The following is a 15,112-nucleotide window of genomic DNA, read 5'->3' on the forward strand; positions in this document are numbered from 1 at the left end:
TGTGAGTAAGCCTATTACCAAGCCCAACTCTGTAGACGGATGGCTTGCGTACATTGAAGCATTGCATCCCAAGTCTATTGCCATGGGCTTGGAGCGTGTGTCTATCGTGGCGGAACGTCTGGGCTTTTTTCAGCACCATTCACGCCCTACTATCATTACGATTGCCGGTACCAATGGCAAAGGTTCTTCCTGCGCCATGCTTGAACACATCTATACAGCGGCAGGGTATCTTGTAGGATGCTATACCTCCCCCCATCTATTACGTTATCAAGAGCGCGTACGTGTGAATCGACAAGAGATAGCCGACGATGCTTTATGTGCAGCTTTTGCTGCAGTAGAAGATGCTAGGCAGGAGATTGAACTTACTTATTTTGAAATGGGCACACTTGCAGCCATGTGGCATTTTTCGCAACAAGCACTCGACGTACTCGTGCTGGAGGTAGGCTTGGGTGGTCGCTTAGATGCAGTGAATATCTTTGATGCAGACTGCGCCATTGTCACCAATATTGATTTGGATCACATGGAGTATCTAGGCGATACGCGCGAGAAAATTGGCTTGGAAAAGGCTGGAGTCTACCGTCCACGTCAAATTTCGATTTGCGGAGACCGTGCGCCACCACAAAGTTTAATGGATTACGCAGTCTCGATCGGCACACATTTGGATTGCATCCAGCAAGCATTTGAAGTGCAATCTGATGCCAATGGCTGGCATTATCGTGATGCGTCAGGCGTGCTTAAAGTACCCCAACTCTCTTTAATGGGTGAGTTTCAAAAAGACAATGCAGCTTCTGTGATTTATGCGATACGGGCATTGCAGTCGGAATTGCCTGTGGCCGATGAAGTGATTGCGACTACGCTGCCACGTGTGCAACTGCAGGGGCGTTTTCAGTATTTGCATCGCGATCCGGATGTGATTGTGGATGTTGCGCACAACCCGCAAGCAGCGCAGTCGCTCTTTGATAACTTAACTGAAATTCAAAAAAATATGCCCAATAACGGGCGATTGATTGCAGTTTTTGCCATGCTTGCCGATAAAGATATTCATGCGGTGGTGCAAATACTCAGGCAAAAAATGGATGTATGGTATGTGGCTGAAATCAATCATACACGCGCAGCCAAGCTTGATCAGTTGCTGGAGAGTTTGAAACTTGTGTCGACCAACACCGCTGTACATGCTTATTCGACCGTTGAAACTGCATTACTGGACGCCTGTAAAACTATGACAAAAAATGATAAAATAGTCGTGTTTGGTTCATTTTTTACCGTGGCTGCTGCGCTGGATTGTTGGCATCAAGCGGTCTTTTCAGATAATCACATTTTGGGTAAATCGTAAGATAAGACTTTTACATGCAAAAAGACTCTGCAGCAGATATTGAACTGAATCTTAAAAAGAAAGCGCGCAGACGCCTTGTAGGTGCAATTGCCATGGTGGTGTTAATGGTGATATTGCTGCCTGTCTTGCTCAAAGACAGGACGGCAGGGGTTTCGCAAGATGATGTGAAAATCTCCATTCAGCATGAAGACGTTGTTTCGCCTGTAGAGATGACACCAACAGCCCCTACAGATTTTGACTCTAACGTAGTGCCTGCAGAAAAACCGGCCACAGAACAATCATCCGTAGATAGTGTTGCGCAAGCCAAGCCATCAGATACCACGAGCAGTGTGCCACCCGCTGCACCGGCTAAGCCAGCAGCGATAGAAGATCCAGAAACTGCGGCTACAGTGCAACAGTCTAAGCCTGCGAAATCTGTAGATACACCGAAAGACAATGCGGCAAAAGGGCAGTTCTTTGTGCAAATTGGCGTGTTTTCCGAGATGACGAATGTAAAGCAATTACAATCCAAACTGACTAGCTTAGGCTATCAATCCAAGACTGAAAAAATCAGCACACCGAAAGGTGAGAAGATCCGTTTACGCTCGCAAGTGTTCGATAGTCGAAATGAGGCGGCGATTGCGCTGCAAAATATTAAAGAGGCTGGATTAACCGGGATGGTCGTGAGTCAATGACCATGCTGAGTGCACCTTATGACAGTATTTGATTATGCTGTATTGGTGATTATCGGCATCTCTGTACTCATTAGCTTGATGCGGGGAGCTGTGCGGGAAATATTATCTCTAGCAGGCTGGATACTGGCATTTTATATTGCACGCACCTATGCAAGCGAACTGGTGCCATTGCTGCCATATGGTATTCCAACAGAAAAACTCAAAATGCTCGCGGCCTTTTTGGTGTTGTTTTTAGCAGTGTTGCTGGTAACCAGTTTGTTGTCTATTGCACTCTCCGGCTTGTTAAAGGAAGTGGGGCTGGGTTGGCTGAATCGATTGCTAGGCGGTGTGTTCGGTTTGCTGAGAGGGTTGCTAATCGTGACCGTACTGGTACTGCTGGCGGGGATGACCCAGATACCTAAAGATGAACGTTGGGCCAATGCTATGTTTAGTGCGCCGTTGGAGGCATTGGCAAAAACCGTGTTGATGTGGTTGCCCAAAAGCATCAGTCAGCATGTGAGTTATGAGCAAGTTTAGTTTTTTTAAATGTTTCAATCACACAGTGAAGGTTAATACATGTGCGGAATAATCGGTATTGTAGGTAAAAATCCAGTCAACCAGTTGCTGTACGATGGGTTGCTAGTACTACAACACAGAGGCCAAGATGCGGCAGGGATTGTCACCTGTGATGGCAATACGTTCAACATGCACAAAAACAATGGGCTAGTGAAAGATGTGTTCCAAACACGTCATATGCGCAGCTTGGTAGGGAATGCCGGTATTGCCCATGTGCGCTATCCTACAGCAGGCTCATCTAGTGCGGCAGAAGCACAGCCGTTCTACGTGAACTCTCCATTTGGTATCGTGCTGGGCCATAACGGTAACCTGACGAATTCCGAGCAGTTGAAATCTGAAATGTTCAGACAAGATTTGCGTCATATCAACACCAATTCAGATTCTGAAGTACTGCTGAACGTTTTGGCGCATGAGATTGAGAAAACCTCGCGCAATGCATTGCTAAACACTGATATGGCATTTGATGCCGTGGCTGGCGTACATAGACGCTGTAAAGGCGCATATGCCGTCGTGGCCATGATTGCTAATTTCGGTTTGCTGGCGTTTCGTGATCCGCATGGCATTCGTCCTTTGGTGATTGGTAAACAAGATACCGATAAAGGGGTGGAATATATAGTTGCCTCTGAGAGCGTTGCATTGGATGTATTAGGGTTTAAACTCTTACGTGATGTGGAACCTGGTGAAGCCATCTTTATTGATATGGATGGCAATATGTTCAGCCGCCAATGTGCAGAAGCCCCTAAACTGACTTCCTGTATTTTTGAATATGTCTACTTAGCGCGCCCTGACTCTGTGATTGATGGCGTGTCTGTATACCAAACGCGCTTAGATATGGGTGTGAGTTTGGCTGAAAAGATCAAACGTGAGTGGTCTGATAAAAAAATCGACGTGGTGATTCCTATTCCAGATACCAGCCGCCCAAGCGCATTGCAATTGGGTATTGCACTGAATTTGGATTACCGAGAAGGGTTTATTAAAAACCGCTATATTGGCCGTACGTTTATTATGCCTGGCCAAGCTTTACGCAAAAAATCAGTGCGTCAAAAGTTAAATCCTATCGGCATCGAATTTAAAGGTAAGAATGTATTGCTGGTCGATGACTCGATTGTACGTGGCACCACCTCTCAACAAATTGTGCAAATGGCACGTGATGCGGGTGCTAATAAAGTATATTTTGCTTCAGCTGCGCCGCCAGTGCGCTTTCCAAACGTGTATGGTATTGATATGCCAAGTAGGGAAGAGTTGCTTGCTACGGGTAGAACTGACGAAGAAATTTGCCAAGAGATTGGTGCTGATGCATTGATTTATCAAGATCTTGATGCGTTGAAAGCAAGTATAGCCAAATCCAATCCGCATTTAACGTCGTTTGATAGTAGCTGTTTTGATGGGGTTTATGTGACAGGCGATGTAGATGCGGCCTATTTAAACCGCATTGAGGCAGCACGCAGCGATATGAATAAAAAACAGAAGCCGCCAAACTCCAGCACACAGTTGGATTTGAATTTACTATCGACCGATACCGTCGGTGTCGATTGATTCTGTTAGCTCATATGGGTGATTTCTTAAAAAGTTAAAGTTGATATACTGGCTTCATTATTCTAAGAATTGTTGAATGAAGTCATGATTCCCTTTAATAAAATCTATCTGACGGGTAAAGAAATTACCTATATTCAAACCTCGCATGAGGTCGGTAATTTATCGGGTGATGGCGGCTTTACCCATAAAGCCTGCGAATGGCTCGAGCAAAGCACACATACCAAAAAAGCACTCATTACACACTCCTGCACGGCTGCACTAGAAATGGCGGCCATTCTTGCTGATATCCAGCCGGGTGATGAAGTCATCATGCCTTCTTACACATTTGTCTCTACCGCTAATGCTTTTGTATTGCGTGGTGGCGTGCCGGTATTCGTTGATATTCGTCCGGATACGCTGAACATTGATGAAAGATTGATTGAAGCCGCTATCACACCACGTACCAAAGCCATTGTGCCGGTGCATTACGCTGGTGTCGGCTGTGAAATGGACACTATTGTCGCCATTGCTAAAAAACACAATTTAATGGTGATTGAAGATGCAGCGCAAGGCGTGATGTCGACCTACAAAGGTCGTGCATTAGGCACTATCGGTGATGTCGGCGCCTATTCTTTCCACGAAACTAAAAACATCATCTCTGGTGAAGGTGGGGCGATCTTAGTCAATCATGAGGATTTAATGCTACGTGCAGAAATTATCCGTGAAAAAGGGACTAATCGCAGCCAGTTTTATCGTGGGCAAGTAGATAAATATACATGGCAAGATGTTGGATCGTCTTATCTGCCGGGGGAGGATGTTGCTGCATTCTTGTTTGCTCAGCTTGAGCAAGCCAAGTACATTACACAGCGCCGCATGGATATTTGGAATGCTTATCACACTGCGTTACAGGCGTTGGAGCAAAAGGGTGTATTAAGACGTCCAATTATTCCGGAAGGTTGTCAGCATAATGCGCACATGTATTATATTTTGCTTAACTCTCTGGAACAGCGCTCGGCATTGATTAAGCAGTTTAAAGCACGAGACATTCATCCAACCTTTCACTACATTCCGCTTCATGGGGCACCCGCTGGAAAAAAGTACGCACGTGCGCATGGCAGTATGCAACATACCGAAGACTTGTCCGATCGCTTATTGAGGCTACCACTGTGGGTTGGTTTGGAATCTCGTCAGCATGAAGTGATTGATGTATTGACCCAATCATTTGCTTGATAAAATTCTTGACAACAAATTTGATTAAGCGTTAAATGGAATTGCGCTGATTTGAGTGGCCAACCTTAAACAAAGCCTTACTCAGCTTGCGAGCGCATAATAAATACAGCTAAAGCGAGAAAACAAAAACCCGTTTTAGCTTTGGCTTTAGCGGGTTTTTTATTGCCCAGAATGTGAAGAATCATGAACAATCAAGACTATCAAATTGAAACACTTAGTGTGCGTGCCGGTACCGAGACTACACCCTATGGTGAGAACTCCGAAGCACTGTTTTTAAATTCCAGCTTCCGTTTTAAAAATGCGGCACAAGCGGCAGCGCGGTTCGGTGGTACCGAGCCCGGTAATATCTACTCTCGGTTTACCAATCCAACGGTTAGCATGTTCCAAGACAAACTCGCAGCATTGGAAGGTGCGGAGCAGTGTGTGGCTACATCCAGCGGCATGTCTGCAATTTTAGCCTGCGTGATGGGGCTATGCAGCGCGGGCGATCACATTGTGGCTTCTAGAAGTATTTTTGGTACCAGTGTGCAGCTGTTTAGCAATATTCTTAAACGCTGGGGCTTGGATGTCACCTTTGTGTCTCTGACAGATGTAGAGGCTTGGCGTAGTGCAGCGTTGCCTAATACCAAATTGTTTTTTGTGGAGACGCCGTCTAACCCCTTAACCGATATTGGTGATATTGCAGCACTAGCAGACGTTGCACATGCGGTGGGTGCAAAATTGGTGGTAGACAATTGCTTTTGTACGCCAATTATTCAACGACCACTTGAGCTGGGTGCAGATATTGTGATTCACTCGGCAACCAAATATATTGATGGCCAAGGCCGTTGTTTGGGTGGTGCGGTGTTGGGGACGAAAGCGCTGATGGAGCCTGTGTATGGTTTTTTAAGAACAGCCGGCGTGACCATGAGTGCTTTTAATGCGTGGGTGTTTTTAAAAGGCTTGGAAACGCTGCACGTACGGATGGAAGCGCATGCGCGCAATGCGCAGGCATTGGCAACATGGCTTGAGGCTCAACCTCAAGTGGCGCGTGTATATTACCCTGGCTTGGCATCACACCCGCAGCATGCCTTGGCGATGCGTCAGCAACGTAGTGGCGCGGGTATTGTAAGTTTTGAAGTGAAGGCAAAAGCTGGTCAGTCAGAACAAGAGGCTGCTTGGGCAGTGATTGATGCTACGGAATTGATTTCAATTACTGCAAACCTAGGCGATGCCAAGTCTACGATTACGCATCCGGCTACGACCACGCATAGTCGAGTTAGCGCTGAGGCGAGGGCAGCCGCAGGTGTCAAAGATAGTTTGGTGCGCATTGCCGTGGGTTTGGAACATGTGGATGATCTGAAAAAAGATTTGGCCATTTTAAGCCAAGCTTGATATGAATGCAGTACATGAAAACGGGGCTAAGACCCCGTTTTTTTTATGGGCTATCTCCTTACTTTGCTGACGTATTTGTATGAATCATTTTTATGATTTTTAATGTAGCCAAACACAGCAGAAACATGAAAACCCTGAGACGATTGGCGCGTTATCATGATAAAATCAGAGGATAAATTTTAACTAAAAAAGCTAGTCTGACTATGAGCCAACCAACTGACCAATTCGCTAAAGAAACCCTGCCTATCAGTCTTGAAGATGAGATGAGACGCTCATACCTTGATTACGCCATGAGCGTGATTGTGGGGCGTGCGCTACCTGATGTGCGCGATGGTTTAAAGCCTGTACATCGACGCGTGTTGTTCGCGATGCATGAGCTATCGAACGACTACAACAAACCTTATAAAAAGTCAGCCCGTATCGTGGGTGATGTGATTGGTAAGTACCACCCGCATGGTGATACCGCAGTGTATGACACCATTGTACGTATGGCGCAGGACTTCTCTTTACGCTACATGTTGGTAGATGGTCAGGGTAACTTTGGTTCTGTGGATGGCGACAACGCGGCGGCGATGCGTTATACCGAAATCCGTATGGCAAAAATCGCACACGAGTTATTGGCTGACATTGATAAAGAAACCGTAGATTTTGGCCCTAACTATGATGGGAGTGAGCATGAGCCATTGATCATGCCGGCGCGTATTCCTAACCTACTCATCAATGGTAGCTCGGGTATTGCGGTGGGGATGGCGACGAATATTCCGCCACACAATCTCAACGAAGTGCTGTCTGCCTGTTTTGCGCTATTAAAGAACCCTGAAACTACGGTTGAAGAGTTGATTGAGTTAGTGCCTGCGCCTGATTTCCCAACAGCCGGTATTATTTACGGTACGGTCGGTGTGAAAGAAGGCTATCGTACTGGCCGTGGTCGCGTGGTCATGCGTGGTCGCACTCACTTTGAGGACATGGATAAAGGTGGGCGCCAATCCATTATCATTGATGAGTTGCCCTACCAGGTCAATAAAAAGACACTCATTGAGAAAATTGCCGAATTAGTTAACGAGAAAAAAATCGAAGGCATTTCTGATCTACGTGATGAATCAGACAAATCTGGCATGCGCGTGGTGATTGAACTGAAACGTGGTGAAGTACCTGAAGTAATCCTGAATAATCTCTATAAGCAGACGCAGCTACAAGATACCTTTGGCATGAACATGGTGGCGCTGTTAGATGGCCAACCACGATTGCTTAACCTCAAACAAATGTTAGAGGCCTTCCTGCGTCACCGTCGTGAAGTAGTGACACGTCGTACGGTATTTGAATTACGCAAAGCGCGTGAGCGTGGCCATGTGTTAGAAGGCTTGGCAGTGGCATTGGCCAATGTCGATGACATGATTGCGTTGATTAAAGCGGCACCTACACCGCCGGAAGCGAAAAAAGACTTGATGGCGCGCACATGGCAGTCGCCAGTAGTAGAAGAAATGCTGAAACGTGCTGCCATGGAGGCATCGCGTCCAGAAGGTTTGTCAGTGGATTTTGGTTTAACGCCAAATGGCTACCGCTTGTCAGAAGTACAAGCGCAAGAAATCTTGCAAATGCGTCTGCAACGTTTGACTGGCCTAGAGCAAGATAAGATTGTGACAGAGTACAAAGAAGTGATGGATGTAATTGCTGATTTGTTAGATATCTTGGCCAATGCGCACCGCGTCACAGCGATTATTACGGACGAACTCTTAGAAATCCAAAAACAATTTGGTGATAAGCGCCGTAGTGAAATTGTGGCAAATGCACAAGATTTATCATTAGAAGATTTAATCTCACCACAAGATGTGGTGGTGACACTTTCACATACAGGTTACATTAAATCCCAACCGCTAGATGAGTATCGCGCACAGAAACGTGGTGGTCGTGGTAAGCAGGCGGCGGCGACTAAAGAAGATGACTTTATCGATAAGATGTTCGTGGCCAATACGCATGATTACATCTTATGTTTCAGTAGCTTAGGCCAAGTGTATTGGCTGAAAGTGTATGAAGTGCCGCAAGGCAGTCGTATCAGTCGCGGTAAGCCGATTGTCAACTTGTTCCCGTTAGAAGAAGGCGAAAAAATCAATGCCATCTTGTCGGTGAAAGAGTTTGATGAGAATCACTTTATTTTCATGGCGACTGCACAAGGTACCGTCAAGAAAACAGCGCTGACTGAATTTGCGAACCCGCGTAAATCCGGCATTATCGCGATCAAATTGGATGATGGCGATTACTTGATTGGTGCCGAAATCACCAATGGTAAAAATGACATTGTCTTGGTGTCCAATGGCGGTAAAGCGGTTTGGTTTACAGAGGATGACGTCAGACCAATGGGTCGTGCGACGCGCGGTGTACGCGGCATGAAGTTAGGCGCTAAACAGCAAGTGCTGTCATTGTTGATTGCAGAAAATGATCAACAATCGGTATTGGTGGCGACAGAAAATGGTTACGGTAAACGTACGGTGTTGTCTGAGTTCCGTCATTCTGGTCGTGGTACGCAAGGGGTGAAAGCGATTGCGATTAGTGAACGTAACGGCACCGCGATTGCTGCAAAACTTGTACGTGAAGATGATGAAATCATGCTCATTACTACCGGTGGCGTGTTGATTCGTACCCGTGTAAAAGAGATTCGCGATATGGGGCGTGCTGCACAAGGCGTGACACTGATTAACTTGGGTGAAGGTGAAAAACTTTCAGGTCTTGAGAAAATTGTAGAAACAGACGACGACGAAGAAGAATAACGCGAGAGAGTGGCATCGGTAATGAAACAGATTTATAACTTTTCAGCAGGCCCGGCAGTATTGCCTAAAGAGGTATTGCAACGCGCGCAAGCAGAAATGCTGGATTGGCACGGTTCAGGCATGAGCGTGATGGAAATGTCACACCGTGGTAAAGAATTTACCAGCATTCTGGAAAAGACCGAAGCGGACTTCCGTACATTATTGAATGTGCCTAGCCAATATAAAGTATTGTTTTTGCAGGGCGGTGCGATTGCTGAAAATGCAATGATCCCGTTAAATCTGCTCAATGGTAAAAGCGCAGATTACGTGGTGACAGGCGCTTGGAGTAAGCGCAGTGTGGAAGATGCGCGCGCTTATGGCGAGATTCGTATCGCAGCGACTAGCGAAGCGAGCAGTTTTACAGAGGTGCCATCGTTTGATACATGGCAGCTCAATCAAGATGCAGCGTACGTCCATATCTGTACCAATGAAACGATCAACGGTGTTGAGTTCGATGGCATCCCCAATACACATGGCGTACCTATCGTTGCTGATATGTCATCGCATATTTTATCTCGGCCTGTGGATGTCTCACGTTATGGCGTGATTTATGGTGGCGCACAAAAAAATATCGGTCCAGCGGGTTTATGTATTGTGGTGGTGCATGAAGGCTTGTTGAATCAAGCGTCGCCACTGACACCTGCGGTATTTAGTTGGAAAACGCAGGCAGACAACCAAAGCATGATCAACACACCGCCAACCTACAGTATTTACATTGCGGGCTTGGTGTTTGAATGGTTGCTGGCGCAAGGTGGTGTAGCCGCTATTGAGCAAAAAAATATCGCAAAAGCTAATTTGCTGTACAACTACTTGGATGGTAGTGATTTTTACTACAATAATATTCAAGTGGCTAACCGCTCCAGAATGAATATTCCATTTAGGCTGCGTAATGAGCAGTTGAATGATGCCTTCTTAAAAGGGGCGGAGGCGCAAGGCTTGCTGCAACTGAAAGGTCACCGTATGGTGGGCGGTATGCGCGCGAGCATCTATAACGCGATGCCGATTGAGGGTGTGCAGGCACTGATTGCCTATATGACTGAGTTTGCAAAACACAACGCCTAAGGTTAAGTGGATATGTCTGATTTACTTAAACAATTTCGCAATCAAATAGATGCGATCGATGACCAGATTCTAGAATTGGTGAATGCGCGCGCGAAATTGGCGCGTGAGATTGGGCATGTCAAACAATCTGGCAATCAAAAAGACGATGGTGTGATTTATCGTCCTGAGCGTGAGGCGCAAATATTACGTCGTTTACAAGGTCAGAATGCTGGCCCTTTAGCCAATGAGGCCGTAAGCAATATTTTCCGTGCGGTGATGTCCAATTGCCGTGCTTTAGAAAAAGAGCTCGCCATTGCTTTTCTAGGACCGTTGGGCACTTACAGCGAGGAAGCCGCACTTAAGCAGTTTGGTGAAGGCCGTACCGCCGTCGTGTGTGGCACGATTGATGAGGTGTTTCGCACGGTGCTAGCCGGACAGGCTGACTACGGTGTGGTGCCTGTAGAAAACTCTACAGAAGGCGCGGTTGGACTTACCTTGGATTTGCTGATGGGCACGCCGCTTAAAATCTGTGGTGAAGTGACGTTACCTGTGCATCATTGCTTATTGTCTGGGCAATCTGATTTATCCAATATTTCCCACGTATTTTCGCACGGGCAATCGCTTTCTCAATGTCATGAGTGGCTCAATAAAAACTTGCCGTTAGCACAGCGTGAGCCCGTGACCAGCAATGCACGTGCTGCGCAAATGATTCATGAATTGGTTGCAAAAGATGGTACGTTTGCCGCGGCAATTGCGAGCAAACGTGCTGCTGAATTGTTCAAACTGAATATTTTGGCTGAAAATATTGAGGACGATACCAAAAATACCACGCGTTTCTTAGTATTGGGTGCGCATGATGTGGCGCCTTCAGGCAAAGATAAAACTTCTTTGGTGATGAGCGCTCAAAACAAACCTGGTGCAGTGTTGCAATTGCTGGTGCCTTTGTCTCGCCATGGTGTCAGCATGACCAAGTTTGAATCGCGGCCATCTAAGCAAACACTATGGGATTATGTGTTTTTTGTGGATATTGAAGGGCATCAACAAGAAGCCGCCATTAAGGCTGCGCTGGATGAGGTTGCAAAGCAAGCTTCGTTCTTGAAGGTGCTAGGTTCTTATCCAGTAGCCATTGTTTAATTGAAATATTGAGTAAATAGTTAAAAGATTACGTCATGAAAGTATCCAATTTAGCCCCAAATTATGTGCGTGCGATTGCGCCTTATCAAGGTGGTAAGCCTATCAGTGAACTCGCCCGTGAGATGGGCTTGAACGAAGCTGATATTGTAAAACTGGCTTCGAATGAGAACCCGCTTGGCATGAGCCCTAAAGCACAAATGGCAGTCGAAGATGCCATCGCTGATATCGCACGTTATCCAGACGGCAATAGCTTTGCTTTACGCGATGCCGTGCGTCAAAAATTCGGTGTGGCTGCCAATCAGATTGTGTTTGGTAATGGCTCCAATGATATTTTAGAGCTGAGTGCACGCGCATTCTTAAGTCCAGGTGATGAGGTGATTTTTTCGCAGCATGCGTTTGCTGTTTATCCACTGGTGACGCAAGCGGTAGGTGCGACGGGTGTGATTGTCCCTGCAAAAGCATTTGGGCATGATTTAGATGGCTTTTTAGCGGCCATTACCCCTAAAACCCGTTTGATTTTTGTAGCAAACCCGAATAACCCAACCGGTACTTTGATTGCCAAAGATGTGCTGTATGCATTCTTAAAACAAGTGCCTGCACATGTGTTGGTGGTATTGGATGAAGCTTATGATGAGTACTTATCAGCACAGCATAAATCAGAGGCGATTGCATGGTTAAAAGAGTTTGATCAATTGATCATTTCACGCACTTTTTCAAAAGCTTATGGTTTGGCAGGCTTAAGGGTGGGGTTTGGTTTAATGCATGCGGATGTGGCCGATATTTTGAATCGTGTACGCCAGCCATTTAATGTGAATTCGATTGCACAAGCCGCCGCGATTGCTTCATTAGCGGATGAAGATTTTGTAGAGAAAAGTTATGCGGCCAATCAAGCAGGCATGGTGCAGTTGACGCAAGGGCTTACCAAGTTAGGGCTCAGTTTTATTCCATCATTCGCAAATTTTATTAGCGTGAAAGTGCCCAACGCAGCTAACGTGAACCAGCAGTTATTGCAAAAAGGTGTCATTGTGAGACCGGTTGCTAATTATGAGATGCCAGATTATTTACGAGTCAGCATTGGTTTGTTTAGCGAAAATGCACGCTTTTTACAGGCGTTAGAAGAAATATTGAAACCATGACTGAACAAGAAAAAATGCGTTACGAAAAGTTAGCGACTGATGATGTCCGCATTCGCGAGATCAAGCCGCTGGTGACGCCATTGGTGTTGTTAGAGCGCATGAAAGAAAGTGCGAGTACGACGCAAAATATTTTGGAGACGCGTGCCGCTATCCATCGTATTTTGCACCAAGCGGATGATCGCCTGTTGGTGATTGTGGGACCATGCTCGATTCATGATACAGAAGCAGGTATGGAGTATGCACGCCGTTTATTAGAAGTGCGCAAACAACTCAGCGCAGACTTACTCATTGTGATGCGCGTGTATTTTGAAAAACCTCGTACTACCGTGGGTTGGAAGGGATTGATTAATGATCCCCACCTAGATGGTACCTACGACATCAATGAAGGGTTATCCCGTGCGCGTAAATTCTTGCTGGATGTGAATGAGATTGGCATGCCAGCGGGTGCCGAGTTTTTAGATACCATTACCCCACAATACACGGCCGATCTAGTGAGTTGGGGGGCTATTGGGGCACGCACGACAGAATCACAAGTGCATCGTGAGTTGGCGTCTGGCTTATCTTGCCCGGTAGGGTTTAAAAATGGCACAGATGGCAGCGTGCGTGTGGCGATTGATGCCATTAAAACTGCGGCAAGTCCTCATCATTTCTTGTCTGTGACCAAAGAAGGGCAGTCAGCCATTATTGCCACTACTGGCAATGAAGATTGCCACGTGATTTTACGTGGTGGTAAACACCCTAACTATGATGCAAAAAGTGTAGAGGCTGCTTGTGATAATTTAGCCGATGCAGGCTTGGCGCCACTGTTGATGATTGATTGCAGTCATGCCAACAGTCAAAAGCAGTATGAATTGCAAAAAGAGGTGGCCAAAGACGTAGCTAATCAGGTCGCCAATGGCGATGCGCGTATCATTGGTTTAATGGTGGAATCACACTTAAATGCGGGACGTCAGGAACACACGCCGGGTTGCACGCTGGCTTATGGGCAATCCATTACCGATGCTTGCTTGGGCTGGCAGGACAGCGTACAAGTTTTAGAAGGGCTTGCAGAAGCTGTACGCAAAAGGCGCCAAAAAAGGCTGAGCGAAGAGGTTTAATCGTCTCGTTTTGTCAGCATCATGAAAATCACTAGCCGTTAATCATTGAAGCTTGCAGGGCGCTAGGTGAACGACTCCGTATAGTGTCAATCTTACTAATACATCAATAAGATGTTAACTTATTAAATTTGGAGATGATTATGTGGACAACCCCAGCAGCTACAGAAATGCGTTTTGGCTTTGAAGTTACTATGTACGTCATGAACAAGTAAGTGTTCCGTACCAAAGGCTGCCTAATCAGGCAGCCTTTTTTACATCTTTATAATACTTAATTACTACTGTTAAAGAAATTGAATTCATGCATATACACGTACTAGGTGCCGCAGCAGGCGGTGGTTTCCCGCAATGGAACTGTAATTGTTTCAATTGCGATGGCTTGCGCAAGGGCACGATTAAAGCCACTAAGCGTACACAGTCTTCCATTTGCGTCAGCGGCGATGGTGTGAACTGGGTATTGTTTAATGCCTCACCTGATGTGTTGCAGCAAATTCAAGACTTTGCACCATTGCAGCCGGGCCGTGCGATTCGCGATTCTGGTATTCAAGCGATTATCTTGATAGATGCGCAGATTGACCACACCACAGGTTTGTTTATGTTGCGTGAAGGTAAAGTGAAGCGTGAAATTTACTGTACAGACATGGTGTATGAGGATTTAACCAGTGGTAATCAAATATTGAACATTTTGGGTCACTACTGCGGTATCAATCGCCATGATGTGCCCATTGATGGCAACACTAGTTTTGAAATCCCTAACGTACCAAACTTACGATTCACTGCAGTAGCACTCAAAAGTGCGGCACCTCCCTATTCACCACATCGTAATGATCCGCATCCAGGTGATACGATTGGCGTATTGATTGAAGAGATCAGTACCGGTAAAAAATGCTGGTATTCCCCTGGTTTGGGTGAGATCGAACCGCACTTGCCACCATTGATGAGCCAAGCGGACTGTATTATGGTTGATGGTACGTTTTGGACAAACACCGAGATGATCGATATGGGCTTGATGACGAAAACTGCACGCAGTATTGGCCATAATCCACAGTCGGGTGAAGGTGGTATGATTGAAAAGTTAAATGAATTTGGAGATGTGCGTAAAGTATTGATTCATATCAACAATACCAATCCTATTTTAAGAGAGGATTCTGCCGAGCGCGCCATCTTAGACACACATAAGATAGAGGTAGCGTATGACGGTATGGACATTATTCTCTAGGAG

At 46.1% G+C, this 15,112-nt stretch carries 13 protein-coding genes; all 13 read left to right on the forward strand.

All coding sequences use genetic code 11. From position 1 onward, the window contains the following. Position 1 precedes the first annotated feature (1 nt). Complete coding sequence (gene folC, locus A3Q3_RS0101165; RefSeq protein ID WP_020181731.1) at positions 2–1,333, forward strand: bifunctional tetrahydrofolate synthase/dihydrofolate synthase; 1,332 nt, start codon at positions 2–4, stop codon at positions 1,331–1,333. A gap of 14 nt (positions 1,334–1,347) precedes the next feature. Further along, complete coding sequence (locus tag A3Q3_RS0101170; RefSeq protein ID WP_020181732.1) at positions 1,348–2,007, forward strand: SPOR domain-containing protein; 660 nt, start codon at positions 1,348–1,350, stop codon at positions 2,005–2,007. Positions 2,008–2,025: 18 nt separating this feature from the next. Then, positions 2,026–2,523, forward strand: coding sequence for a CvpA family protein (locus tag A3Q3_RS0101175; protein ID WP_020181733.1), 498 nt, complete (start codon positions 2,026–2,028; stop codon positions 2,521–2,523). Between the two features lie 39 nt (positions 2,524–2,562). Continuing rightward, positions 2,563–4,098: an amidophosphoribosyltransferase gene (gene purF, locus A3Q3_RS0101180; RefSeq protein ID WP_020181734.1), complete on the forward strand. Its 1,536-nt coding sequence runs from the start codon at positions 2,563–2,565 to the stop codon at positions 4,096–4,098. An 84-nt stretch (positions 4,099–4,182) separates the two neighbouring features. Continuing rightward, complete coding sequence (gene rffA, locus A3Q3_RS0101185; protein WP_020181735.1) at positions 4,183–5,307, forward strand: dTDP-4-amino-4,6-dideoxygalactose transaminase; 1,125 nt, start codon at positions 4,183–4,185, stop codon at positions 5,305–5,307. A gap of 183 nt (positions 5,308–5,490) precedes the next feature. Beyond that, positions 5,491–6,681, forward strand: coding sequence for an O-succinylhomoserine sulfhydrylase (locus A3Q3_RS0101195; protein WP_020181737.1), 1,191 nt, complete (start codon positions 5,491–5,493; stop codon positions 6,679–6,681). A gap of 203 nt (positions 6,682–6,884) precedes the next feature. Next, a complete protein-coding gene (gene gyrA / locus A3Q3_RS0101200) occupies positions 6,885–9,446 on the forward strand; it encodes a DNA gyrase subunit A (protein WP_020181738.1) in 2,562 nt (853 codons plus the stop codon). Positions 9,447–9,467: 21 nt separating this feature from the next. After that, complete coding sequence (serC, locus tag A3Q3_RS0101205; RefSeq protein WP_020181739.1) at positions 9,468–10,547, forward strand: 3-phosphoserine/phosphohydroxythreonine transaminase; 1,080 nt, start codon at positions 9,468–9,470, stop codon at positions 10,545–10,547. A gap of 12 nt (positions 10,548–10,559) precedes the next feature. Continuing rightward, entirely contained in the window at positions 10,560–11,660 is a 1,101-nt protein-coding gene (gene pheA / locus A3Q3_RS0101210; protein WP_020181740.1) for a prephenate dehydratase, read from the forward strand. A gap of 35 nt (positions 11,661–11,695) precedes the next feature. Further along, positions 11,696–12,796 (forward strand): histidinol-phosphate transaminase, encoded by a 1,101-nt coding sequence (gene hisC, locus A3Q3_RS0101215; protein ID WP_020181741.1) that lies wholly within the window; start codon positions 11,696–11,698, stop codon positions 12,794–12,796. Beyond that, positions 12,793–13,893 (forward strand): 3-deoxy-7-phosphoheptulonate synthase, encoded by a 1,101-nt coding sequence (locus A3Q3_RS0101220; protein WP_020181742.1) that lies wholly within the window; start codon positions 12,793–12,795, stop codon positions 13,891–13,893. Before hisC ends, A3Q3_RS0101220 begins: the two co-directional genes overlap by 4 nt. 140 nt (positions 13,894–14,033) lie before the next feature. Beyond that, complete coding sequence (gene pqqA / locus A3Q3_RS14250; protein WP_012777389.1) at positions 14,034–14,105, forward strand: pyrroloquinoline quinone precursor peptide PqqA; 72 nt, start codon at positions 14,034–14,036, stop codon at positions 14,103–14,105. Positions 14,106–14,191: 86 nt separating this feature from the next. After that, positions 14,192–15,109 (forward strand): pyrroloquinoline quinone biosynthesis protein PqqB, encoded by a 918-nt coding sequence (gene pqqB / locus A3Q3_RS0101225; RefSeq protein ID WP_020181743.1) that lies wholly within the window; start codon positions 14,192–14,194, stop codon positions 15,107–15,109. Positions 15,110–15,112 lie beyond the last annotated feature (3 nt).

Origin of the sequence: Methylotenera sp. 1P/1, assembly GCF_000384355.1 — a bacterium.
In the GTDB taxonomy this organism is placed as follows: domain Bacteria; phylum Pseudomonadota; class Gammaproteobacteria; order Burkholderiales; family Methylophilaceae; genus Methylophilus.

What these genes read in the sequence shown, in the direction of transcription:
- serC (WP_020181739.1), top strand. Translation starts at nt 9,468, where the DNA reads ATGAAACAGATTTATAACTTTTCAGCAGGCCCGGCAGTATTGCCTAAA.
- A3Q3_RS0101220 (WP_020181742.1), top strand. Translation starts at nt 12,793, where the DNA reads ATGACTGAACAAGAAAAAATGCGTTACGAAAAGTTAGCGACTGATGAT.
- pqqB (WP_020181743.1), top strand. Translation starts at nt 14,192, where the DNA reads ATGCATATACACGTACTAGGTGCCGCAGCAGGCGGTGGTTTCCCGCAA.
- rffA (WP_020181735.1), top strand. Translation starts at nt 4,183, where the DNA reads ATGATTCCCTTTAATAAAATCTATCTGACGGGTAAAGAAATTACCTAT.
- purF (WP_020181734.1), top strand. Translation starts at nt 2,563, where the DNA reads ATGTGCGGAATAATCGGTATTGTAGGTAAAAATCCAGTCAACCAGTTG.
- hisC (WP_020181741.1), top strand. Translation starts at nt 11,696, where the DNA reads ATGAAAGTATCCAATTTAGCCCCAAATTATGTGCGTGCGATTGCGCCT.
- A3Q3_RS0101170 (WP_020181732.1), top strand. Translation starts at nt 1,348, where the DNA reads ATGCAAAAAGACTCTGCAGCAGATATTGAACTGAATCTTAAAAAGAAA.
- A3Q3_RS0101195 (WP_020181737.1), top strand. Translation starts at nt 5,491, where the DNA reads ATGAACAATCAAGACTATCAAATTGAAACACTTAGTGTGCGTGCCGGT.
- A3Q3_RS0101175 (WP_020181733.1), top strand. Translation starts at nt 2,026, where the DNA reads ATGACAGTATTTGATTATGCTGTATTGGTGATTATCGGCATCTCTGTA.
- pheA (WP_020181740.1), top strand. Translation starts at nt 10,560, where the DNA reads ATGTCTGATTTACTTAAACAATTTCGCAATCAAATAGATGCGATCGAT.
- gyrA (WP_020181738.1), top strand. Translation starts at nt 6,885, where the DNA reads ATGAGCCAACCAACTGACCAATTCGCTAAAGAAACCCTGCCTATCAGT.